The sequence below is a fragment of the Paenibacillus sp. fava2 genome, assembly GCF_058313675.1.
Genome location: NZ_CM177755.1, coordinates 6,255,279 through 6,277,492, shown reverse-complemented (window position 1 = coordinate 6,277,492; position 22,214 = coordinate 6,255,279). Strand labels below are relative to the sequence as shown.

The 22,214-nt window shown below is 46.9% G+C and carries 14 protein-coding genes and 1 pseudogene; 11 read left to right on the top strand and 4 right to left on the bottom strand.

Annotated elements, in window-relative coordinates; genetic code table 11:
• Positions 1-241 precede the first annotated feature (241 nt).
• The 5 genes from AC4G46_RS27550 to AC4G46_RS27530 all read left to right on the top strand — a co-directional run bounded on the left by AC4G46_RS27550 (position 242) and on the right by AC4G46_RS27530 (position 11,270).
• Complete coding sequence (locus AC4G46_RS27550; protein WP_491125507.1) at positions 242-5,947, top strand: Ig-like domain-containing protein; 5,706 nt, start codon at positions 242-244, stop codon at positions 5,945-5,947.
• Between the two features lie 31 nt (positions 5,948-5,978).
• A complete protein-coding gene (locus AC4G46_RS27545) occupies positions 5,979-7,463 on the top strand; it encodes a glycoside hydrolase (RefSeq protein WP_491125506.1) in 1,485 nt (494 codons plus the stop codon).
• Between the two features lie 265 nt (positions 7,464-7,728).
• Complete coding sequence (locus tag AC4G46_RS27540) at positions 7,729-8,634, top strand: ABC transporter permease (protein ID WP_491128990.1); 906 nt, start codon at positions 7,729-7,731, stop codon at positions 8,632-8,634.
• Positions 8,635-8,646: 12 nt separating this feature from the next.
• The gene (locus tag AC4G46_RS27535; protein WP_491125505.1) at positions 8,647-9,558 is read left to right on the top strand and encodes a carbohydrate ABC transporter permease; all 912 of its coding nucleotides are present in this window, start codon (positions 8,647-8,649) and stop codon (positions 9,556-9,558) included.
• Between the two features lie 92 nt (positions 9,559-9,650).
• Positions 9,651-11,270: a DUF3502 domain-containing protein gene (locus AC4G46_RS27530; RefSeq protein WP_491125504.1), complete on the top strand. Its 1,620-nt coding sequence runs from the start codon at positions 9,651-9,653 to the stop codon at positions 11,268-11,270.
• A gap of 47 nt (positions 11,271-11,317) precedes the next feature.
• Here the strand turns inward: AC4G46_RS27530 and AC4G46_RS27525 are convergent, their stop codons facing one another.
• Positions 11,318-12,175 (bottom strand): helix-turn-helix domain-containing protein, encoded by an 858-nt coding sequence (locus tag AC4G46_RS27525; protein ID WP_042196085.1) that lies wholly within the window; start codon positions 12,173-12,175, stop codon positions 11,318-11,320.
• 105 nt (positions 12,176-12,280) lie between these two features.
• Between AC4G46_RS27525 and AC4G46_RS27520 the strand changes: the two genes are divergently transcribed.
• Positions 12,281-15,451: a DUF8487 domain-containing protein gene (locus tag AC4G46_RS27520; RefSeq protein ID WP_491125503.1), complete on the top strand. Its 3,171-nt coding sequence runs from the start codon at positions 12,281-12,283 to the stop codon at positions 15,449-15,451.
• A gap of 78 nt (positions 15,452-15,529) precedes the next feature.
• On the opposite strand, the gene AC4G46_RS27515 is transcribed toward AC4G46_RS27520, so the two are convergent.
• Entirely contained in the window at positions 15,530-16,081 is a 552-nt protein-coding gene (locus AC4G46_RS27515; protein WP_491125502.1) for a helix-turn-helix domain-containing protein, read from the bottom strand.
• A gap of 169 nt (positions 16,082-16,250) precedes the next feature.
• Between AC4G46_RS27515 and AC4G46_RS27510 the strand changes: the two genes are divergently transcribed.
• Both AC4G46_RS27510 and AC4G46_RS27505 read left to right on the top strand, forming a co-directional pair.
• On the top strand, positions 16,251-16,898 hold the full coding sequence (locus AC4G46_RS27510) for an alpha/beta hydrolase (protein WP_491125501.1): 648 nt from the start codon (positions 16,251-16,253) through the stop codon (positions 16,896-16,898).
• Positions 16,899-16,917: 19 nt separating this feature from the next.
• The gene (locus tag AC4G46_RS27505) at positions 16,918-17,688 is read left to right on the top strand and encodes a DODA-type extradiol aromatic ring-opening family dioxygenase (protein ID WP_491125500.1); all 771 of its coding nucleotides are present in this window, start codon (positions 16,918-16,920) and stop codon (positions 17,686-17,688) included.
• 103 nt (positions 17,689-17,791) lie between these two features.
• On the opposite strand, the gene AC4G46_RS27500 is transcribed toward AC4G46_RS27505, so the two are convergent.
• Positions 17,792-18,412 (bottom strand): NAD(P)-dependent oxidoreductase, encoded by a 621-nt coding sequence (locus AC4G46_RS27500; protein WP_491125499.1) that lies wholly within the window; start codon positions 18,410-18,412, stop codon positions 17,792-17,794.
• A gap of 389 nt (positions 18,413-18,801) precedes the next feature.
• On the opposite strand from AC4G46_RS27500, the gene AC4G46_RS27495 reads away from it, so the two are divergent.
• From AC4G46_RS27495 to AC4G46_RS27485, 3 genes and pseudogenes are all read left to right on the top strand, one after another.
• Complete coding sequence (locus AC4G46_RS27495) at positions 18,802-19,092, top strand: MazG nucleotide pyrophosphohydrolase domain-containing protein (protein WP_491125498.1); 291 nt, start codon at positions 18,802-18,804, stop codon at positions 19,090-19,092.
• A pseudogene (locus AC4G46_RS27490) lies at positions 19,082-19,465 on the top strand (LOG family protein); the annotation flags it as partial. The gene AC4G46_RS27495 and the pseudogene AC4G46_RS27490, both read left to right, overlap by 11 nt.
• Before the next feature lie 49 nt (positions 19,466-19,514).
• Entirely contained in the window at positions 19,515-19,769 is a 255-nt protein-coding gene (locus AC4G46_RS27485) for a hypothetical protein (RefSeq protein ID WP_491125497.1), read from the top strand.
• A gap of 103 nt (positions 19,770-19,872) precedes the next feature.
• Here the strand turns inward: AC4G46_RS27485 and AC4G46_RS27480 are convergent, their stop codons facing one another.
• Positions 19,873-22,191, bottom strand: coding sequence for a beta-galactosidase (locus AC4G46_RS27480; RefSeq protein ID WP_491125496.1), 2,319 nt, complete (start codon positions 22,189-22,191; stop codon positions 19,873-19,875).
• Positions 22,192-22,214 lie beyond the last annotated feature (23 nt).

The window sequence follows — 22,214 nt, the reverse complement described above, 5'->3', positions numbered from 1 at the left end:
GATTGACGCTGCTCTCTATAGCGATAAAGCAGATAAACAAAAAGAAAGCAGCAGATCCAGGTGATCGGCTGCTTTTGTTCAGCCAACAGCTTCAAATGTTAGCTAGATAGTGCGGAATAATAGCGAATAATTCATTGTTGCTGATTCTGGAAAACTTTACGCTTAACGATGTAAACGCTTTATTAATGCATCTGGGGAAGGGAGTCTTTTAATGAGGAAGAACAGGTATCTATCCATGGTAATGAGTATGGCTTTGTTAGCCGGCAGTATAACTACGGCTCCGGCACGTGCCCATGCGGCACAGATGGTAACGATTAATCCTGGAATCGAATATCAGACGATGGATGGCTGGGGAACCAACCTGGTCTGGTGGGCCGGGCAGGTCGGCAGCTGGGAAGGGGAAACCAAGAGAGAGATCATGGATTTGGTTTTCGGTGAAGACGGATTGAACCTGAATATGGTCCGTTACAATTTCGGCGGCAGCTCAACAGATCCGGATATTGATTCCAGCATGCATCCCGCCCGCAAAATGCCAAGCCGGGCAATCGGGTATGATGAAGCAACTAACCAAATTCAATACGATCATGAGAATCTTGATCAAGGGCAGGAGTGGGTGATCAAGGATCTGATGAGCAACTATGACCTTGACTTCATGGAGGCTCAAGTCAACTCGCCGCCTTGGTGGATGACGATCAGCGGCAGCGCTGCAGGGAACATTGGCGCGAAGGATGAGAATCTTGCTGCGGATAAGTATGACCTATATGTCCAGTACCTGATTGATATGCTGAAGTATTTCAGAGATTCAGAGGGGGTGACCTTTGACCATATGGATCCTTTCAACGAGCCGGTATCCGGATATTGGAAGAAGGGAGGCAATCAGGAAGGCGCCTATTTTAGCCCTGAAACACAGCAAATCCTTATTCAAAAGCTTCATCAGCGACTCCTGGAAGAAAGGCTTATCACCCGAATTGCCGCTTCTGACGAGACAAGTATTGACCATGCAAGTAATACGTACAAGGCTTTTGATAAAGAGACCCAGGACATGATCAGCCGAATTCAGACACACTCTTACAGTGGATCTAAACGTTATCAGCTTCGGGATCTTGCGCTCGGTGAGAAGAAGCCGCTGTGGATGTCAGAGGTAAGCACTGGTTATGAGACATATGATCCGGAAGGAATGAAGCCTGCTATACCACTTGCAGAGCTTATATTCAAGGATATTAAGGACATGGGGGCAAGCGGATGGATCATCTGGCAAGCTGTCGAAGACAGAGTTGAAAACCTTGTGAATTTGAACAAAGGTCCCGATTATTTAACAGCCTGGAATCCTCCAGGCAGCTGGGGGCTTATTAACGCAGATTACTCGGATCTTGACCTGTCCGCGCAGTATGGGCCTGAGTATGTATTTAATACAGGAAATTACGTAGTGACCAAGCAGTATTACGTCATGAAACAATTCAGCAAATATATCAAGAAAGGCTACAAGATCATTGAGGCGAACAACGATGATGTTATCGCTGCGGTTGGCCCCGACGGGAAGTTAATTCTATTAGTCTCCAACTTTTCCGGAAAAGATCGTTCACTCTCATTGAATTTGGGAGGATTTTCGAATCATGCAGCAACGGCTCAGGGAGTCCGCACCTCTGATACAGAGGCTACAACATCAATTGCGGATACACCCATAGAGCGGTCAGTCATGAACGTCTCCTTGCCGGCAAACTCCCTGACCACATACATTGTGGAGGGTACAAGCTACGATGGTCCTGTAAGTAAGATCATCAATGATCAAGTGCTGGGGACCGGGGATAATGCATTTAATTATTCTGATGGCTGGAACTATTATGATGGACAAACAGGCAATTATTCAGTGGATACGCACTATTCTAATTTGGCTGGAAGCAAATTTGATCTGACATTCAGCGGCAACCGGGTCCAATTATACGGGACGAGATCAGGAGACTCGGGAATTGCGGAAATATCAGTGGATGGGAGAGTTCCTGTCCGCGTTGATCTGTATGATGCTGCAAGAGAAGATAATGTTTTGATTTTCGACAGTGGTGTATTGGAGGAAGATGGAGAACACAGAGTGACCCTTAGTGTAACGGGAGATAACAACGCCCAAGCGACGGACAGCTATATCTCGTTCGATCGTGCTGTGGTAACTAAAGGGGATTATGGGAGTTCAGTTGAAGCACCTGCAATAACCTCCATCGTTTCTAAAGATTCCGGTTTAGATATTGATTTTGAAGGTGTTGCTGGTGCTGAACAGTATTTAGTTAAATATGGAACCGAAAGCGGAAAATATACCTATACAAAGATCGTTAACGCTACGAATGTGCAATTGACAGGATTGACGGAGGGGATGACATACTACGCGATCGTTGCGGCAGTCGTAGATGGAAATGAAAGGATGCCTTCTCTTGAAATAAAAGCAGTATATGAGGGGAGTGAGACGGGGGCGCAAAGCGCACTTGCTTATTATGTTGACGCCGGCGCTGCTGACTTTCCGAAAGGGCTTCCAACCGGGGATTACAATAGCATTGCCGACCAGGCGTACGGGCCTGATCCTTTGACCGGACGCTATTGGGGATGGACGTCTGACCTGGGTACAGGCACCAGTTCCTCTGGTGATCGTTTCAGGTCGGTACGATATAGCGGTGCTGGAACATCCGGAGGGCTGCGATACCAGTTCGAGCTTCCTGACGGGAAATATAAAGTTCAATTAGGCTTTTCTGATCCTTGGGGAAATAAGAACCGTTCTGTTGACATTAAGCTGCAGGGCGTTGCGAAAACAACGCAGTATGTAGCGCCGGCTTACCCGCAAACGGATACGCTCACTTATCCTGCCGTTTCTGTTAATGGAGGCACGCTGCAAATCGATGTGGTCCGTTCAGCCGACAATACGACTCAATATACAGACCCGCTTATCAGCTGGATTCGCGTTGAACGGTACGACTACGCTGAAGTTCCAGGCAGACCGTTCATCACTAATATCAGTACAGAAGTTGATAACGAGGCAACCCTCACCCTGATCGAAGGCTCACAAGCGGATTATTACAAAGTGTATTACGGACTGGCGCCAGGTGAATATACACAGGAACATACACTGGTTAACGGTCTGCAAGCGGCGATCCCGAATCTGGCATCCGGAGCAACCTACTATTTCGCCGTTACAGGCGTGAACACATACGGTGAAAGTGAACGGTCGTCCGAAGTCAGTGCGATTACAAAACAGGCAGCCTTGACAGATTTAATGTATTATACCGTTCTCGGAGCGGGTGGTTTGCCTGCAAGACAATCCTACGGTATGTTGCAAGGGCCGGTTATCGATCCGGCGAATGAACCGGTCAATGTTGATCAGGTTACTGGCTATATCTGGGGGGGAGTGAACCGCAGCCAGCTTGCTGGTGCCTGGGAGACTGGTCCATACGGAGGCTTCGGTTACACTAATAATACTGAAGCAGGACAGGGGATTAACTATGCCTTTGATTTACCTGCCGGTATATATGACGTAAGTATAGGATTTTATGATCCATGGGGCGTGTCCGACAGGAACATGGATATTCTGATCGGTGGAACCAAAGTGGCAACAGAAAACGCGCTTACTTCCGGTACGAAAACGTATACCGGACAGCTATCAACAGGTGGCCTGATGTCGGTCGACATCGTCAATCCTACACCTTCTTTGAAGGTAGCACCGGGTATTTCAATGATTCAAGTCAAGATGACCCGCGGGTTGGCTGTAAATCGGAAGTCGGTCACACTTCTCCCGCAGGAATCGTACATTTTGGGAACGAAAGTAATGCCTGATTCCCTGAGTTCACAACCCATTATGTGGACATCTTCCGATGAAAGTGTAGCTACTGTAGAGAATGGGGTTGTGAGAGCCATTGCAGCAGGCCAAGCAACCATCCGCGCAGTAGTGCAAGGAGAAAGTGATTTACAGACTTCAACATTGGTAACTGTAACTAATCCGGAAATCGCCGCGGTACCGGTAGCCAGTGTAGTGCTTGATCGCTCTTTGATTACAGAAGTCGGCCAATCTAATCTGGTGGCATCCATATTACCAGCAGATTCGTCCGATCAGGAATTGGTATGGACGACAGATGATCCGGACGTTGCGACCATTGCCAGTGTTACAGATAATGTTTATGCCAGAGAGATCACGGTTCACCAATCCGGACGGGCAAAGATCCGAGTTGCAAGCGCCAATGATCCTTCAAAATATGCAGTTGCAAGGGTTGACGTAAAAGCAGCAGCCGATTCAATCCATATGAATGCAGACCGCGTAACGCTGACAAAAGGGGAAGCTGCTACATTGTCAGCAACGATCAAGCCGGACCAGGCTGAAATTCAGGGTTTGAATTGGCAATCCTCTGCACCCGAAATTGCGACGGTAGATCAAAACGGCAATTTGAAAGCGGTTGCCAACGGGAACGCAACGGTAACAGTCTCAGCGGGAGGCATTACTGCATCGGCCGCCGTAACTGTGAGAACACCTGTAACCGGTGTGACCTTACTGCCTGCGTCCACGGCGATTACGAAGGGGAGCGTCTTATCACTTAGCGCGGTACTTGAGCCAGGCAGTGCAACGCAGCACAATCTGATATGGAGTTCGAATAAACCGGTTATTGCCGCCGTAGACGCAAATGGACAAGTAACTGCACTCAAGCCAGGAACGGCTATCATTACCGTAGTGACAGCAGATGGATATTATAAAGATACCAGCATCATTACAGTTCTGAACAAAGTAGATAATAACGAGGGATCACCTTCTGTTGTTGCGCCGACAAGCCCTTCGCAAGCACCTGATCAAATTCTGGTATCCAGTGATGCTTTGAAACCACGGAGCGGAGCGGATAAGGTGCTGGTTGATTTGAGCGGGAGCGGGCAGCAGAGTCTGGTTGTCCAACTGCCGATTAACACTGCTGAGCTACTGGACGGCAAACCACTGGAACTTGTTACAGAGAAGATAAGGCTTACTATTCCCGCCAAGAACCTGGAAGGGCTACGCAGCTTGCTTCCAGACGGAACAAAGACAAGTGGAGCGATGATTTCACTATCCATTCAAATGATTACGCCGTCTGAATCCACCTCACTGTTGGCTCAAGCGGAAAGAGATTTGAAAACAAAGCTGACCCTGGTGAGTGATGTCTACGAGTTCGGGCTTAAGGTCATTCCGTCCGGCGATGAATTCATCCCGGTACCGGCATTTGAAGTACCCGTTACCCTTTCGTTTAAAATGAACCGGACTGCTGACCCTGCTCTGACCGGTGTGTTCAATATGGGGAAAGGCGGCACGCTGGATTATACAGGCGGAAAGGAAAGCGGAGACCAGATAATCACAGAGGTTTCTTCCGTCAGCAGGTATGCAGCGATTGAATATGCCAAGACGTTCAAAGATATTCCTGAAGGACACTGGTCCTACGAAGCAATCCGCTCTATGGCAGCGCGGCAAATCGTTAAGGGGGTAACTGCAGACGAATTCCAGCCGGATAAAAAGGTTACACGTGCTGAATTTATTGCTATGATTGCCCATGCACTCTTTTTGAAAAGCAATAATCCTTCCGGTTTTAGCGATGTACCCAAAGGTGCTTGGTATGAAAACGAAGTCGCTGCTGCCAAAGAAGCGGGGATTATAACGGGCCGGCAAAATCAGCTCTTTGCTCCAACGGAATTTATTACTCGTGAGGAGATAGCTGTAATGCTTGTTAACGCTTATAACTATGCGATGAACAGCGGTAATGCCGGTATGATTTCGGGAGAAACGCAATATAAAGACCAGCACCAAATCAGTATTTGGGCGGAAAGTGCCGTGTTGAAAGCTAACGAGTTGAAAGTGCTGAGCGCTAATAACGGATTATTCCGGCCAAAAGCGGTATCAACACGGGCGGAAAGTGCGCAAGCCATATTTAATCTTATGCAGGCGGTTGAAGAATCCCAATAATGGATGTCCGTAATGAAAGAGAGGAACCCAGATGGCTGTACACTATCTGATAGATCAAAATGCAACGCATCAAAAGATTGCACATTTTGGAGCTTCGGGAGCCTGGAGCCTGGATCCGATCGGTAAACATTGGTCAGATGAGGGGAAGAACAAAATCGCGGAGCTTTTATTCTCCAGAGATACCGGTATCGGACTTAGCGTTTGGCGATTCGCTATAGGATCTGGCGGAGCAGATGCTGATGCTGATTATCCGGAGCCGATGGGGTGGCGGGGTCATACGGAGACATTCAAGCGGCAAGCTGATGCTGTGTATGACTGGACCGCCCATGAAGGACAACGATGGTTTATGAAAGCAGCCAAAGATTACGGAGTGGATTCATTCATAGCGATGTCTTATGCACCTCCGGTCTGGATGAGTAAAAATGGCAGAATCGCTCCCGATGAGAGCAGCGGGCAAAGCAATCTGGCGGAAGAACGTTTCGATGAGTATGCCCGCTGGCTAGCGGATGTGCTGGAGCACTTTGAACAAGAAGGGTTGCCTTTTGCCGTAATCAGCCCTCTAAACGAACCTTCCTGGTCGTGGAATGACAGTAAGCAGGAGGGGAACCGCTACAGCAATGCCCAGATTAAAGCTATCGTCCGGGCGCTGCACCGGGAACTGACAGAGAGGGGACTTTCTGCATCGATTGATGTTCCTGAGAGCGCAGAAATTGCGGCACTGCTAGACGATACAGAGGTTAGACAATTCCAGAATTGGAGTACCCATTATACAGGGCATGATAATGGGGCCCATTATGGGGGCAAATACGGGGAATACATCAAGGACTTCCTGGGAGACTCTGAGTTCGCCGGGTTAGTCGGAAACAAATTGTCGTATCACTCCTATTGGGCAGATCATGTAGGGGGTGAGGACAGGCTAACCCGTTACCGGCTTTTATTAAAGGAAACAATGCGGCGGCATGCACCTTTAGCTGAGCTATGGCAGACAGAATATTGTAATCTGAATCCGGATGGACCCGGGATGGATTTGGGAATGGATATGGCCTTGTTTACGGCAAAAGTAATCCATCACGATCTGACAATAGCCGGTGTGTCCTCTTGGCAATGGTGGCTGGCGGTATCCCCTCATGATTACAAGGATGGTTTGATTTACACAAATTATACTAAGTACGGTGATCCTGAGACGGTGTTGCCATCTAAAACATTGTGGGCGCTGGGACATTATAGTAGGTTTATACGGCCTGGTGCTATGCGTATTTCGTGCTTTGCTGCTACGGATAACCCGCATATCATGACATCGGCGTTTATCCATCAAATGGATCGTACATTCACCATGGTGGTCATCAACGATGGAGAAGCTGCGGAAGAGGTCTCTTTCGATGGTCCGCACTTTCCGGAGCAATTCAAGCTATACTTAACATCTGAGCAGGAAGGTGACCTCCGGTTAACGGGACAAACCGGCAGGCGCTTCAGTGTTCCGGGCCGGTCGATAGTGACACTATCAGCTGATTTATGATTTGAGAACGAGTGACCGTCAGGTCGCTCGTTCTTTTTTCTTACTGGGTAGGAGAATATCCCCTTGAAGCACTTTTCCAGCATTTATGTAAGCGATAACAAATCAGCAGGATCGTATGGGTCATTAGCATGATTAGCGTAGAAACGCCTACTGGGAGTAGTTATTATTAAGTTAATAAAAGGATGAAATTTGGAGGTGCTTCATGAGTAATACCAATGTGCTCATGCCATCGAACACGGAGAGGATTAGTGCGAGAAAACGCAGAATGGGGCGTATTTGGAGCAATAAAACCTTGTTGTTGATGTGTTTGCCGGCTATTCTGTTTTTCTTTATATTCGCCTATCTACCCATGCCTGGCCTTTATCTTGCGTTTATCAAGTACAACTATACAGACGGGATTTTCAATAGCGAATTTGTAGGGTTCGAGAATTTCAAATTTTTGGTCAGAACCGGGGACTTGTGGCGTCTTACACTTAATACAATCCTATACAATCTGGCGTTTATCCTGATCGGAAATATACTTCAAATCGTGGTTGCTGTATTCCTGAATGAAATCAGGGTGAAGTGGTTTAAAAAGGTGACGCAAACGTTAATGTTTCTTCCGTACTTTATCTCGGCCGTGTTAATCGGTTTAATTGCCTACAACATTTTAAGTTACGATTACGGCATTTTAAATAACTTCCTGGTTTCTGTAGGCCTTGATCCTGTAAAAACCTACTCCAATCCCAGTGTCTGGCCGTTCATTATCGTATTGACCTACCTGTGGCAGACAACGGGTTACGGGTCGATTGTATATTTCGCTGCAATCATGGGGCTTGATAGTGAAGTTGTGGAAGCAGCTGAAATTGATGGTGCCAATGCTATTCAGCGTATCCGCTATATCGTACTTCCTTGGTTAAAACCAACCTTCATTATCCTGCTGTTATTCTCGCTTGGCGGCATTCTTCGAGGAAACTTCGGACTCTTTTATAATCTCGTCGGTGCCAACAACACCGCATTATACGCTTCGACGGATATTATCGAGACCTATGTCTTCCGTGCACTTATGACGAACTTTAACTTCTCCATCGGTTCTGCAGTCAGCTTATATCAGTCCGTAATCGGATTTGCTTTTGTCATTACTGCGAATCTGCTGGTCAAGAAATTCTCACCTGAAAACTCACTCTTCTAGGAGGATAAATGCATGGATGATACGATCCAATCACGTAGTATACGTACTGATCTAAGCAGTGTGCTGGTAAAGATCATCGGTTATCTGTTCATCGGACTGTTTTCACTCTGCTGCTTGTTGCCGTTTCTGCTCGTATTAGGCACTTCATTCACATCCGAAGAATCAATCAGAATGAACGGTTTTAATTTCTGGCCACATGAATTCAGCACATTCGCCTATAAACTGGTGTTCGAGAATCCGACTATGATTCTTGGCTCGTACCTGGTTACGGTCGGACTCACGGTGGTGGGGACGACAGTCGGTTTGTTCCTGGTTGCGATGACCGGATACGCTCTTCAGCGGCCTGATTTTCAGTATCGCAATGTCATCTCGTTCCTGATCTATTTTACCACGCTATTCTCTGGCGGTCTGGTACCGTTCTATCTTCTAATTACAAAGTATTTAAGCCTCAAGGACAACTATCTGGCGGTCCTTCTGCCGGGATTGCTGAGCGCATTCCTCATTATTATGATGAAGAGCTTTGTGAAGTCCATTCCTCATGCCATTACGGAGTCGGCTAAAATCGATGGAGCTGGTGATTTTACCATTTTCATGCGGCTTATCCTTCCAATGACGAAACCTGCATTAGCAACAATCGGATTGTTCATTGCATTAAGTTACTGGAACGAATGGTATAACTCCATGCTTTTTCTGTCTCCTGACATGACTTATAGACCGTTACAACTCTTTCTCTACAATGTCATCACAAGTGCTGATTTTGTACGGAATTCGGCTGCAGCATCCAACGTTCCTTTGCGGGATGTGCCGCTGGAATCGATGAAGATGGCAACCGCGATCGTCGCGACCGGTCCGGTCATCCTGTTCTACCCATTTGTGCAGCGTTATTTCATAAAGGGGATTACAGTGGGTGCCGTTAAAGGCTAAGGTGTCAAGGACTCTTCAGGTCCATCACATTCGGGCGATCCGGTGAAGGCTGCTGGGGCCTCGAAGAACATACAATGGGGGAGGCAGATTCAATGAAAAATGGGAAGAGAGCTATGAAATTATTGGTTGTAACTGCTTTGGTATCGCTGCTGGCAGCTTGCGGCGGTAACAATAGCGGGGGTGGTGGGAATTCTGCTGCAGGATCGAATACTAATTCGGAGAGCAGCACCGGCAGTAACTCGTCTACAGCGTCTAACACGGGGATTGATACCTCGGAGTTTGTGAAGATCAATTATCTGATCCTTGGTGACAAGCCGAAGAACGGACAGTTCGAGATTGTTTTGGATAAAGTTAATGAAATCGTAAAGGAAAAGATCAATGCGGAACTGGAATGGAAATGGATCGAATGGGCTGATTGGCAGACAAAATACAACCTGTCACTCGCATCCGGAGAAGCGATTGATCTTATTACGGTCGGTACAGACTGGCTGGATACCTGGGCAAATGCCCAGCGGGGTGCTTTTATGAATCTGGACGAGCTTCTTCCTGCGTATGCTCCAGAAACGTGGAGCTCTATTCCGGCGGAAGATTGGGACCAAACCAAATATAACGGGAAAATCATCATGATTCCTGAAAATGATTATACCCAATGGGTCAATCACGGTTTCTACTACCGCGGCGATTGGGCGAAGGAAGCCGGTTTGGCCGAACCCATCAAGGATTGGGAAGGAATCGGAGAATATCTGCAATTCGTTAAAGATAATAAAGAAGGGGTAATCCCTTACGATGCCGGAGCAGGTGCCCAATTATTCGGAGGGTTTGTACAATCCTATACTGATCAGCTGGAGCTGCCGATATCGACGGGATTCATGCCTGTATTTACGGCAGAATCCTATGACGAAAAATATTCAGTAACGAGTCCGGTCTTTGATGACGTATTTGTTGACTTTGCTACCATGATGAAAGAATGGTCAGACAAAGGCTTCTGGCGCGAGGACGCTCTGAATAACAAAAATGACATTCATGCCGCTTTTAAATCCGGCTTATCGGGGCTTGATCAGCAGCATACACAGTGGTTCTCCACGCTGCGCGTGCAGATGGATAAAGAGCAGCCTGGCTCCGAGGCACAGATGTTCCCGTTCTCCCGTACACGCGGCAATCTTATGGAAACTTCAATTACTCACGGCGGCACATCAATCGGCGCAAACAGCAAAAATCCGGAACGTGCGCTGATGGCGTATGAATTGATTCGTAATAACGAGGAAGTGTACCACTTAATTAACTATGGAATTGAAGGAGTACAGTACGAGATCAAAGACGGCACACGAACTCTCCCTGCCGGATATAATGAAGCACGGGACCAGTTCTATTCTGACTTCTGGGGCGGCCGTGTCGACAAGTTCGAAATTCCATCTGATACCTCATGGGATCAGCTCGATGAAACATTGTATGCAGAGTACGACAAAATTAAAAAGCCATATGTATATAGCAAGTTTGTATTCGATAAGTCGCCAGTGGAATCCGAATTGACCTCTATCTCACAGGTTACGGGTGAGCTTGGACCGGCAATTACGCTTGGTAAGGCTGGGGATCCGGTCAAGGCAGTAGAGGAGTTCCGCGATAAGCTGAAACAAGCGGGTTATGATAAGGTGCTGGCCGAATTGCAAAAGCAAATGGATGCATATAAGCAGCTTATGGAAAGCAGCAAGTAATTCATGAGAGAGCAGGCCTCTTGTTCGGGCCTGCTCTCTTTTTACCTTCATGACTTATTCTGGGTGTGTTGTTTACGATACTGGGAGGGATTGACGCCATAGTAGCTGGCGAATTGCCTCGTAAAATAGTCTGGTGAATTGAATCCTACTTCGAGAGCAATGTCTGTGATGGGCCGCAAGGTGTACTGAAGCAATTTCTCGGCCTGTTTCAATCTATATTTCGTTAAGGTTTCTATAATGGAGTCTCCTACCTGTTCTTTGAACAAATGGGACAAGCGGGAAGGCGACAAGCATACTTTATTGGCAAGCTCCTCAATCTGATGATTGTCAGAGTAATGCTGGGCGAGGATGTTAAGGACATCTTTGATCCGGGGATCCAGCTTTTTTTTGTCTGCAATCTGGCTTGCGATCAGCAAAATGATCTCTTCCAGCGCATTAAGAGTTAGTTCTTCCCGAAATTCACCATAGGAGTCTAATTGGTAAGACAAGACTCTGCGGAATGCATATTCAACGGTATGACGGGCTACCTCACTGTCGATCCGAATATGATAGATCGGACCCTCAGTGTTGCTTGTTGGAATCCAATCCATCCATGCCATACGGGGAATGAAATGGGCCCAAAGCTTCTCCCACTCATATCCTTCTGCAGTGAAATAATCATGCGGCACTCCTGGTGGTACGATCGTTAAAGTTCCCTCCGAACACAGCAGGAGGTCATCGCTTCCGTCGTTGATGAGGCCCTTACCGGATAGTGTATACATAATTAACCAATCCTTTGTGCCTTCAGGCCGATAGCAAGCGTAACCGTAACCCTTATTGTAATAGTCAGAAACAAGAATTCCAGGAGGATGAGTATATTGGATATGGGAACTTGAAATAGCAGGATTGTTGGGTTTAATAGCCATATCATCATTCCTTTCATATGCTCTCTATTTTACAATGAATATACGATAACAACAAGATATAACATATTTTTTGAAGTGATTATCACTAAATGAGGAGGTTGTTTGATGTTGAATATACAGCAGGAAAAATCGGTTATTGATTTAGCTGGACAGTGGGCGTTTGCTCTGGATCCCTACGATAAAGGTGAAGAGGAACACTGGTACAGGAGCGCATTGCCAGAGCAGTCCGGTACGCTAAAGCTTCCCGGTACATTATCGGACAACGGGATTGGAGAGCAGGCGGCTTGGGGCGAAGAGATGAACAGGGAATCCGTCCGCTCGCTTAGGCAACGTTATCGTTTCGTAGGGGCAGCCTGGTATCAGTGTTCGCTGGATATTCCTCAAGAATGGGAGGACAAACACCTGAGCGTATTCTTGGAGCGGGTCATGTTCAAGTCGACTTTATGGATTAACGGTCAGATTGCAGGTGATCAGGATAGCCTGTCGGTTCCTCATCAATTTGATGTTTCGGGACTTATACGTACAGGCTGCAGTAATCAGATAACGATTCGGGTTGACAACCGTGACATTCACAAGCTTGGTGAGTTCCCAAGTGCCTATACCGATGAGACGCAGACAATCTGGAACGGATTGATCGGACGGTTGGAGATACAAGCGCGTAATCCTGTCTACATCGCTGATATTCAGCTATATCCCGATCCAGTAAACAAAAGCGTCAGAGTTTGCGGGAACTGGGTGAATACAGAAGCTAAAGAAGCCAATTCTTCGTTAGAGCTGTTTGCATTTATTAAACACGGAGACCGTCCGCACCAAACGGAACAGCAGCAATTCGAGTTTTCGATCGCCGCTCACAGCGTTCAGCCGTTTACGATTGAATATGATATGGGGGAAGATATCCTTTTGTGGGATGAGTTCTCCCCCAATGTGTACGAGATGGTATTTCGCTCACGAGTGATATTAGCAGGCAAGGCTGTCCGCGGGGAAAATAAATGCAGCTTCGGTATGCGCTCTTTTCGAAGTGTGGGTACCCAATTTGAAATTAATGGGGCGAAAACCTTTCTTAGAGGTACATTGGAGTGCTGCATTTTTCCCCTTACGGGCTATCCTGTGATGGATTTAGACAGTTGGCTCCGTCTTTTTGGAATTGTTAAAGCGTACGGTTTGAATCATATCCGCTTCCACTCCTGGTGTCCTCCAGAAGCTGCTTTTGCAGCAGCAGACCAGACCGGTATATATGTGCAGGCAGAGGGACCGGTGTGGATGGACACTTGGAATACACCTGTCGGGACACATAAGGAGCACTATTCATACCTGCCGGCTGAGGCTGGCCGGATTATAGCAGCGTATGGCAGCCATCCATCCTTTTGCCTGTTTAGTAACGGGAACGAGTTGAATGGTGATTTTGATCTGCTGCATCAAATTGTAATGAATTTGAAGGCCGCCGACGATAGACGGGTATACACACTGACCACGAATTGGGACCGGCCACTTGATCCTGCGGATGATCTGTTTTGTTCGCAGACGGTGGACGGGATTGGAGCAAGAGGACAATATTTTCCTGAGGAATTGGTTAACTCCACAACACTTGATTATAGAATGGCTGTTGCAAACCGGAATGTTCCGCTCGTTACGCACGAAGTAGGCCAATACACCGTATATCCGGATGTCACTGAAATAGATTCTTATACCGGTGTTCTAAGACCTGTAAATTATGAAGTCATAAAAGCTGATTTGGAGCGGAGAGGACTATTAAAGGATATCGGCAAATTCGTTCGCGGATCTGGTATGCTGGCTCTTCAGCTTTACCGGGAGGAGATAGAGGCTGCGCTGAGAACGCCTGGTTTGGGAGGGTTTCAGTTACTTGATCTGCATGACTTTCCTGGACAAAGCACAGCTACGGTCGGAATACTGAATGCATTCTGGGAATCCAAAGGGTTGATTGAGCCGGAACAATTCAAACAATTCTGTAATTCTACAGTTCTTCTCCTTCGTATGCAAAAAAGAATATATACAGCAGGTGACTTATTCGAGGGAACAGTAGAGATTGCCCATTTCGGACCTGACGAGCTGCCGGAGGCCGATATCTTATGGTGTATTAAGGATGATCACGGCGATGTCCTTGATGAAGGGATCATTCGTACAGGTATCATCCCATTAGGCTCTGGAGTGGCAGCCGGTGAGTTTAAGTCCGATTTTACTTGCCGTGTTGAACGGAGCTCTAATTTAAGGGTTTCTCTCCAATTGGCCGATCATGATATAAGTAATGAATGGTCCATATGGGTATATCCGGAGGTTCAGGCATTTGATGAAACGGAATCCGAAATCTATATAACGGAATCGTTGGATGAAACGGCCGGGAGAAAGCTTGCTGCAGGGGAGAACGTGCTGCTTACCGCCGGTGCCAATCTGCGTAATGCCGTTGCCGGTAAGTTCTACCCCGTCTTCTGGAGTCCCGTTCATTTTGCGAGTGAAAGTCCGTGCGGGATGTTCGTTAATCATAATCATCCTGTCTTCGGTTCCTTCCCGACAAAAGAATATGCGGAGCACCAGTGGAAGGACCTGATGGACCGGTCGGTATCTTTATGCCTTAATGGGGATTTTGCCGGTAACGAACTGATAGTGCAGGTCATTCCGAATTTTTATCATAACCGCCGGATGAGCAATTTGTTCGAATGCCGTGTTGGAGCAGGGAGGCTCATCGTTTGCGGCTTTGATATACAGAATGATCTCCCGGCCAGACCGGCAGCCGCACATTTGAGAAGAAGCATTATTACCTATATGCGGAGTGAGGCATTTCAACCTGCTGACTCGTTTAGCATAGAGCAATTGCGGATATTACTTGAGGAAAAAAACGGGACCATTGGAGAATTGAAGATCTCGGGAAGTGAGCTTGCCATCGGAAAACAAGCCGCATGCAGCAGTAGTATGAATATCGAGCATGCAGCAAATAAGGGGAATGATGGCATCGGGCATACCTTCTGGCTTGCGGCTGATGATGCCGTTGGTCATTGGTGGCAGGTCGACTTGGGAGCTGAAAGAGAGATAACAGGTACCAGGGTGAAGTTTCACCGGGAAGGGAATTTCCTGTATGTCATACAGATTTCTTCTGACGGGGTGAATTGGAAGGTTGCCGCCAATCAGACAGGCCAGACTTCTGAAGAGCAGGAGAGAGTTGACCTGATTAGCGGAAAAGCGAGATTCGTAAAGATCAACTATAACAGTCTGCCTCCTGAAGGCAGAGCCGGTCATTCTGCATTTGAGGTGTATGGATACTAAATGGTATAAAGGATTCTTAGCTGAAAATGATCACAAAAGCCCGTACCCGGCCTAATGGCTCGTGTACGGGCTTTTGTCTTAGAATAAGTCTTGTCCGTTCTCGTTCTCGGTGTAGATGGAGATTAGCACGATGGCTGTGTCTTCTCCGATATTTTTTACCAGATGGGGGGTGCAGGCATTCCAGCTGAAGGAATCACCTTCCGTAAACTCGGCTCCATCCTCTCCTTGCTCTGCATAAATCCTTCCTCTGATGACTACATGCACTTCCTGCCCTTCGTGCGCATGCGGCGCCTCGCCGGTCATGGCACCAGGAGGGAGCTCTACAATGCTCATACGTACGTTCTTCGTAGAACTCAAATGCTCCACTTTCAGGTTTTCCGGTCCGCTGGTTGTAATGGTCCGTTCGTCCTTACGGACAATGTGCATTCGTTCTTCTTTCTTTAAAAGCAAATAGGCCAGCGGAACTTTTAGCGCCTGGGCTATATTTTCCAATGTTGAAATGGATGGTGAGGTTTTATTCGTTTCAACCTGGCTCATAAAGCCTTGGGATAGGCCGGTCAATTCGCATATTTGGGCAATCGTTATATTTTTACGCTTCCGGATTGCCCGGATCGTTGAGCCAATATCCATCTGATCACACCCTTGGGATATTTGTAATACAAAACTTAATTTTATATTATCAATTTTTGTGTTGACAAGTCAATGTGAAGCGCGTTAAATTACTCATATAGAAAATATATTTTTATTACTAATATTTCATTTATGCAGCAGATAATTAACGATGAAGGGGGAGACGAAGATGAATTCCACATATCCATATGACGTTCACTTACCGGTTAATCTGGAGCAGGACAAGAAATATCCGGTGATTTTTACTCTTCACGGCAAAGGTTCGAATGAACGCAATATGTATGGTCTGGTTGCTCCGCTGGCTGGTGATTTCATCATTATAGGCATTCGCGGTAATCTGCCGCTCGGTACCGGTTACCAGTATTACGATTTGAAAAGCCTGGGTAACCCGATCCGGGAAATGTTCGACCAGGCAGTTAACGATCTTGAATCTTTTATTCAATATGCTACTGAGAAGTATCCGGTTGATCCTGACAGACGTTATTTACTCGGATTCAGCCAGGGGGCGATCCTGTCCATGACGCTTGCCCTTACGATGGGATCACAATTAAAGGGGATTGTAGCGCTCAACGGATATATTCCTGATTTTGTGAAAACAGAGTACCCGCTTCGCGGGATTAAGGATGTCTCTATATTTGCCTCACACGGGGAATATGATTCTGTATTTCCGGTCCGGATCGGGCACGAGACAGCCGCCTATCTACAAGAACAAACGGAGCGCGTAACTTTCAAATTGTATCCGACCGATCATGGTGTATCTGAAGAGAATCAGCTTGATTTGTTAGAGTGGATTAAGAATGATGCCAGTTTAATCTAAATAAGGGGTGGAACAAAAGATGATACCTTCCTATTTCTTTGCACACGGTGCACCCTCAATCGTGCTTGAGGATAATGACTATACGAAGCTGCTGAAGCAGTTTAAAGACAATACGCCACAGCCGAAAGCGATTGTTCTCTTCTCCGCACATTGGGAAGAAGCAGTCCAGACGGTTGGCGCTGCTAAGGCGTATGAAACGATTTATGATTTTGGCGGATTCCAGGACGAGCTGTACCGGATGACTTATCCGGCGCAGAGTGACCTGGCACTTGCGGAGCAAATCCAGAATTTGTTCACCAAGTATGGTGTTGAGAACACCCGGAATGAGACAAGGGGCTTGGATCACGGGGCATGGGCAGTTCTGAAACTGCTCTATCCTGATGCAGATATCCCTGTAATAGCGTTATCCGTAAACCGCCATCTGTCTAATGAACAGCAGTATGAGATCGGCAAGGCATTGGCTGAGCTTCGAGAGCAGGATGTGCTCATTATCGGAAGCGGAGGAACCGTGCATAATCTAAGAGGATTGAACTGGGCGTCCGAGGGGATTGACGGGTGGGCTGAACAATTTGACAACTGGATTCAGAGTAAGCTGGAGACATGGGATACCGAAGCATTGTTTCAATACCGCGAGCTTGCCCCCTATGCCCGGGAAGCCGTTCCCACCAACGAGCATTTCATCCCGCTGCTGCTGGCCATGGGTACTGGCGATGCCGGCCGTAATGCCAAGCTGCTTCACCGGAGCTATCAGTATGGCAACCTTAGCTTGAGCTGCTGGCAATTTAATTAAACATTCAAAGGGCAGTGGAGATTGGTGAATCTTCGCTGCCCTTTGGTTATGTTTCGAAGTTCCTGCTATCTCGGCGTTCGGGCCGGACAAATAGATACGGGAATCAGTAGGCAATACCTACACGTGAGTGAATAAGATTGGCGGCTTGTATTTGACTATAAGTAAATTCGGCCGTATCCTGCACAGATATTTCCATACCGCCTTCAGGCAGAATATTTTGCCTCACACGATAGTTCCTTAACCCTTCCCCATTCCGCAAAGCAGTAGGGCATACGATTGTCCAGCTAAGCGTCGATTGTTTTAGCAAATGATATACCTGATGATGTTCTTCAGCTGCGCGGGTTGACCTGCGTTTGGATTCGCTTGACTGGTAGCGCAGAAGATGGGGGGAATGTTCACTTTGCAGAATACCGGCAGTTCCTACGGTTATGATACGTTGTATGCCTTCGTTATACATCGCCTCGATGATTAAAGGCATACTGTCTGAAAGGGTTGTTGTACCATCTGTATTTAGTGCACTAATCACTACATTATTTCCATGTACTGCATGGGTGATATCTTCTTTATTTAGAACATTACCTTGAATGATCGTCAGGTTATGATTGGAATGTTGAATCTTCTCCGGAGTGCGGACTAATACGGTCACATGATGTCCATCCTGAAGAGCATGGGTAACGATATGACTCCCAACCCGTCCGGTGGCACCAAGAATCAATATATTCATATAAGAGTTCCTCCAAGTTGATCTGCTTTCTTTTATTTTGTAATAAAGGAAAAGAGAGGTGAGCATATGGCTGAAGTAACTATCCGTATATAAGTATCGGCGTTACGGAATAATATTTGAAGTTACGGGCTCAGTGATCATGCCTCGAAACAAGAGTGAAATATATAGACCGTCATTAAACTTACCGAAAACGATAGCTCAATACAGACAGAAGCGGCCGGCCATGAGGACCGGCTGCTTCTCGTTACGTTAAGAACGGGCAGGTTAGTTAAATGACTAATCGACAGAAAATAATGGGTGAATTTGAATAAATAGATCGATAAACTGCGATATGTTATTATTACTGATGGCATTTGAGATCGATTAATCTTGTTATGTTGGAGGGAAACATGGATATCATTGAATTTCAACAGTGGGTTAAGGAATATTACAAGAGTCGTAACTGGTCAGACTTAGATATATTTGTCCGTATAGGATTTCTTGCTGAGGAAACTGGAGAAGTAGCTCGAGCAATCCGTGCTTTAGAGATTGGCAGGGATCGTCCGGATGAGGCTGCAAGCACGTTTCAAGAGAATAAGTCTGAATTAACAGAAGAACTTGGAGATGTTTTAGGAAATCTCATTGTTATCGCCAATAAATATGATATATCCCTTGAGGATAGCCTGATATCTCATCAATAACCGTGAAATAGCTCATATGGGATTAACAGAGCTAATAATGGTCGACTCGCTGCATGAGCGTAAAGCAAAGATGGCGGAGTTGGCAGATGGGTTTATTGCTCTTCCAGGTGGACCTGGAACATTAGAGGAGTATTTCGAGATTTTTACATGGGGCCAATTAGGACTGCACCAAAAGCCATGTGGGTTATTGAACATCAATCAATATTTTGATCCGCTTATATCCATGTTTGATAATATGGAACGCAACCATTTCATGCAATCGAAGTATCGGGCTATGGTCATTACAGATAATACTGCGGAAGGGATTCTTAAGCAGTTCTCGAACTATAAGGCTCCTACAATAAAAACCTATCTTACAGAACAGCATACTTAATCTTTCGACTTTACATATAAGTGTTTATTTCAGAAGAGGTGAACAACAAATGGGGAAAAGCAGCTTTATATCTGGCCTGGGACTAATTATGTTAAGCAGCATTTTGTTCACAGTAGAAAGATTTATTGCCGTTTATAAATGGATTGGTGAAACGACTCCAGTAAAAATAAACGGTTCTGGTTCGTATCCAGCAGAACCAACTATGCCGGGTGTGTTTGATAATGTATTCGTAGGAATTTTCTTGATACTTGGACTGGCTTTATTAATAATTGGGCTGAGCAGAGGAATAAAGAAATCTAGTTAAAGCGAAATGCAATCCAGGTGAAGCCGAATGGAAAAAGAACTAAATTAATAAGCGCCCCGCAGCTGAGTATGAATCAGCTGCGGGGCGCTTATTGTTAAGGGAATTATTTTTCCAAGGCCATTAAGGCTACACGGTATTGAGGGATGGCTTCTATACGGTGGAACACAGCAATCTCAATACCTTCAAATACTTCAATTTGTGCCTGATTGATATACGTATGGACGGTGCCTTTGCGCAGCGGCGTAATGGCAATATGAAGCTTGTCTTTCTCCAGCTGGTTGTAGGACGATTTCAGGCCAATACTCCAGGTCTGACCGAAATGTACATTATCCGTAAGCAGCTTGTCACCAAGGAAAGCCTCTGCAACGTCACCGTCATAGTCGATTTCCAGCCATACATCCTCTATATGAGAAGGCCATGCGGTATCAACTCCAATAACGGCCGTTTTTTCTGCCGGCTTCACTACACTGAGTTCCGGGGTATACTGCGGAAGCTGCAGGGAGTAGGTGCTGAACACCCCTTCATGCTGAACAGGTCCCAGTTGACCAAAGGTAGAGCATAATTCTGCTGCCGGAGCAGGGAAGAGAGCAACACTAAAGGAATGGAAACCCAGAGAATTGCAGACCAGCTGATCGTTCTGAGCGGTTAACGGGCAATCACTAACGGCCACAACCTGCTGTCCCCACAGGTCAAACCGGTAGGTTTGCAGCGCTTCTTGACGCGTCAGTGTAACAAAACGGATTGCTTTACCATGAGTAGTACGGAATACGACTCCGTTATTTTTACCGGCAACAGGCCGAATCACATACTCCCTGTCGTTATCTTGAACCTGGCCGTCGGTTGTTGCAATACCGGTAATGGATGATTTCGCAATAACAAATTCCGGAGCAAGCCCATCATGAGCATAGAAGAACATAACGTGCTCGTCTTCTGTTGAGATTTCTGTCAGCAGCTGGGCTGTGGAACTGACCAGTGATATTCCATGCAAATCAAGATTAAATGGAAGAACAGCACCTGTGCCGCTGTTCAGCACAGCTTCTCCTTCATGAGGGAAGGTGACCTTTCCGAGAGTAGTCTCCAGCTCAATCCGGAAGCTGCGGTCCGGCATATCTACACTGTCCTGGAAGTTGTTCAAGAATATGAATCCGCTGCCGTCCTGTTGTCTGACGCACCAGCGCAGTGTCCCGGTATCCGTAACCTCAAGATCTGCCTGCCCTTCAGGCAGTACAGTCGGCATCGGAGCAAGAATATGTCCGAAGGACTCCATGAAGAGTGAAAGGGAACGGATGCGGTCATAAGCCTCTCCAATCCGGCCGAATTCCCCGAGCGGTGCCTGATAATCATACGAGATTTTTGGAAGAAACTGCTCGTTCATATAGGTTTTCTTTCCAACTGGATTAGATCCGCCATGGTACATATAGTAGCCCAGCATATTGCTGCCGCTGGCGAGCTTGACCAGGGTCATGGCTTCCACACTCTCGGCAGGAACAAAGGGGCGGGCTTTATAGCTGACCTGCATTCCTCCAGCCATTTCACAATAAGCGACAGGATATTCGCGGGTATTGAAATCTACTTCCTCCATCGGGACGGCATGCAGATCACGGTACAGGAATTCGCGGCTTGCCGGCTGGTCCGGAAGCCAGGAAGTGTAGGCATAGCCTGCCAGCATCGGCAGGAAACCTTCAGTTGGAATGGCAGCGCCGCCCCAGGCTGTAACCGTAAAGAACATAGGATGGATTCTGGCTTCTTCTGCAATCCGGCGAAGCTCGGCCAGATGCGCGGTGCCTTCAGTGCCTGAACTCATAAACTTGCCTGACGTGTAGCCCCAGGCGTCGTTAGGAGCGCTGCAGTGCATATATTCATTTTCCAGCTGGACAGCAATAACAGGGCCGCCCTCCTGATACATGGTTCCTCTGATCTGTCTGGAGATTTCCCGGTATAGCCTTCTGGAGAGTTCCAGATAAGCCGGATCATTTGAACGGATTTCCAGCGGCTTGGCAAATACCCAGTCCGGAATGCCGCCGTTTCTGACCTCACCGTGACAGAAAGGACCGATGCGCAGAATCAGCGGGTAGTCGAGCTTTGCACACAGATCTACAAAGTGACGTAAATTGCGGCTGCCGCTCCAGTCAAACACACCTTCTTCTTCTTCATGATAGTTCCAGAACACATAGCTGGCCACAATATGAACGCCGCCTGCCTTCATCTTGAGCAATTCCTCTTCCCATTGCAGATAACTGAAGCGGGAAAAGTGAAACTCACCTACTACCGGTATAAAAGGCTTACCGTTACGGGTCATATAGTAGTTCGTGAAACCAAAGGTTTCACCTTTAGGGTTAGAGCCGCCGTTTGCTCCCAGTTTACCCGGGACAATCTCAAAGTGCGGCGTATTAGTCAAATCAAGCCTGGTTACTGCAGTCATTACATTTAGCCCTCCTCAAATGA

Excerpts from the sequence above, each read along its gene's own strand:
- AC4G46_RS27550 (WP_491125507.1), top strand. The coding sequence starts at position 242 with ATGAGTATGGCTTTGTTAGCCGGCAGTATAACTACGGCTCCGGCACGT.
- AC4G46_RS27545 (WP_491125506.1), top strand. The coding sequence starts at position 5,979 with ATGGCTGTACACTATCTGATAGATCAAAATGCAACGCATCAAAAGATT.
- AC4G46_RS27540 (WP_491128990.1), top strand. The coding sequence starts at position 7,729 with ATGGGGCGTATTTGGAGCAATAAAACCTTGTTGTTGATGTGTTTGCCG.
- AC4G46_RS27535 (WP_491125505.1), top strand. The coding sequence starts at position 8,647 with ATGGATGATACGATCCAATCACGTAGTATACGTACTGATCTAAGCAGT.
- AC4G46_RS27530 (WP_491125504.1), top strand. The coding sequence starts at position 9,651 with ATGAAAAATGGGAAGAGAGCTATGAAATTATTGGTTGTAACTGCTTTG.
- AC4G46_RS27525 (WP_042196085.1), bottom strand. The coding sequence starts at position 12,175 with ATGGCTATTAAACCCAACAATCCTGCTATTTCAAGTTCCCATATCCAA.
- AC4G46_RS27520 (WP_491125503.1), top strand. The coding sequence starts at position 12,281 with ATGTTGAATATACAGCAGGAAAAATCGGTTATTGATTTAGCTGGACAG.
- AC4G46_RS27515 (WP_491125502.1), bottom strand. The coding sequence starts at position 16,081 with ATGGATATTGGCTCAACGATCCGGGCAATCCGGAAGCGTAAAAATATA.
- AC4G46_RS27510 (WP_491125501.1), top strand. The coding sequence starts at position 16,251 with ATGAATTCCACATATCCATATGACGTTCACTTACCGGTTAATCTGGAG.
- AC4G46_RS27505 (WP_491125500.1), top strand. The coding sequence starts at position 16,918 with ATGATACCTTCCTATTTCTTTGCACACGGTGCACCCTCAATCGTGCTT.
- AC4G46_RS27500 (WP_491125499.1), bottom strand. The coding sequence starts at position 18,412 with ATGAATATATTGATTCTTGGTGCCACCGGACGGGTTGGGAGTCATATC.
- AC4G46_RS27495 (WP_491125498.1), top strand. The coding sequence starts at position 18,802 with ATGGATATCATTGAATTTCAACAGTGGGTTAAGGAATATTACAAGAGT.
- AC4G46_RS27485 (WP_491125497.1), top strand. The coding sequence starts at position 19,515 with ATGGGGAAAAGCAGCTTTATATCTGGCCTGGGACTAATTATGTTAAGC.
- AC4G46_RS27480 (WP_491125496.1), bottom strand. The coding sequence starts at position 22,191 with ATGACTGCAGTAACCAGGCTTGATTTGACTAATACGCCGCACTTTGAG.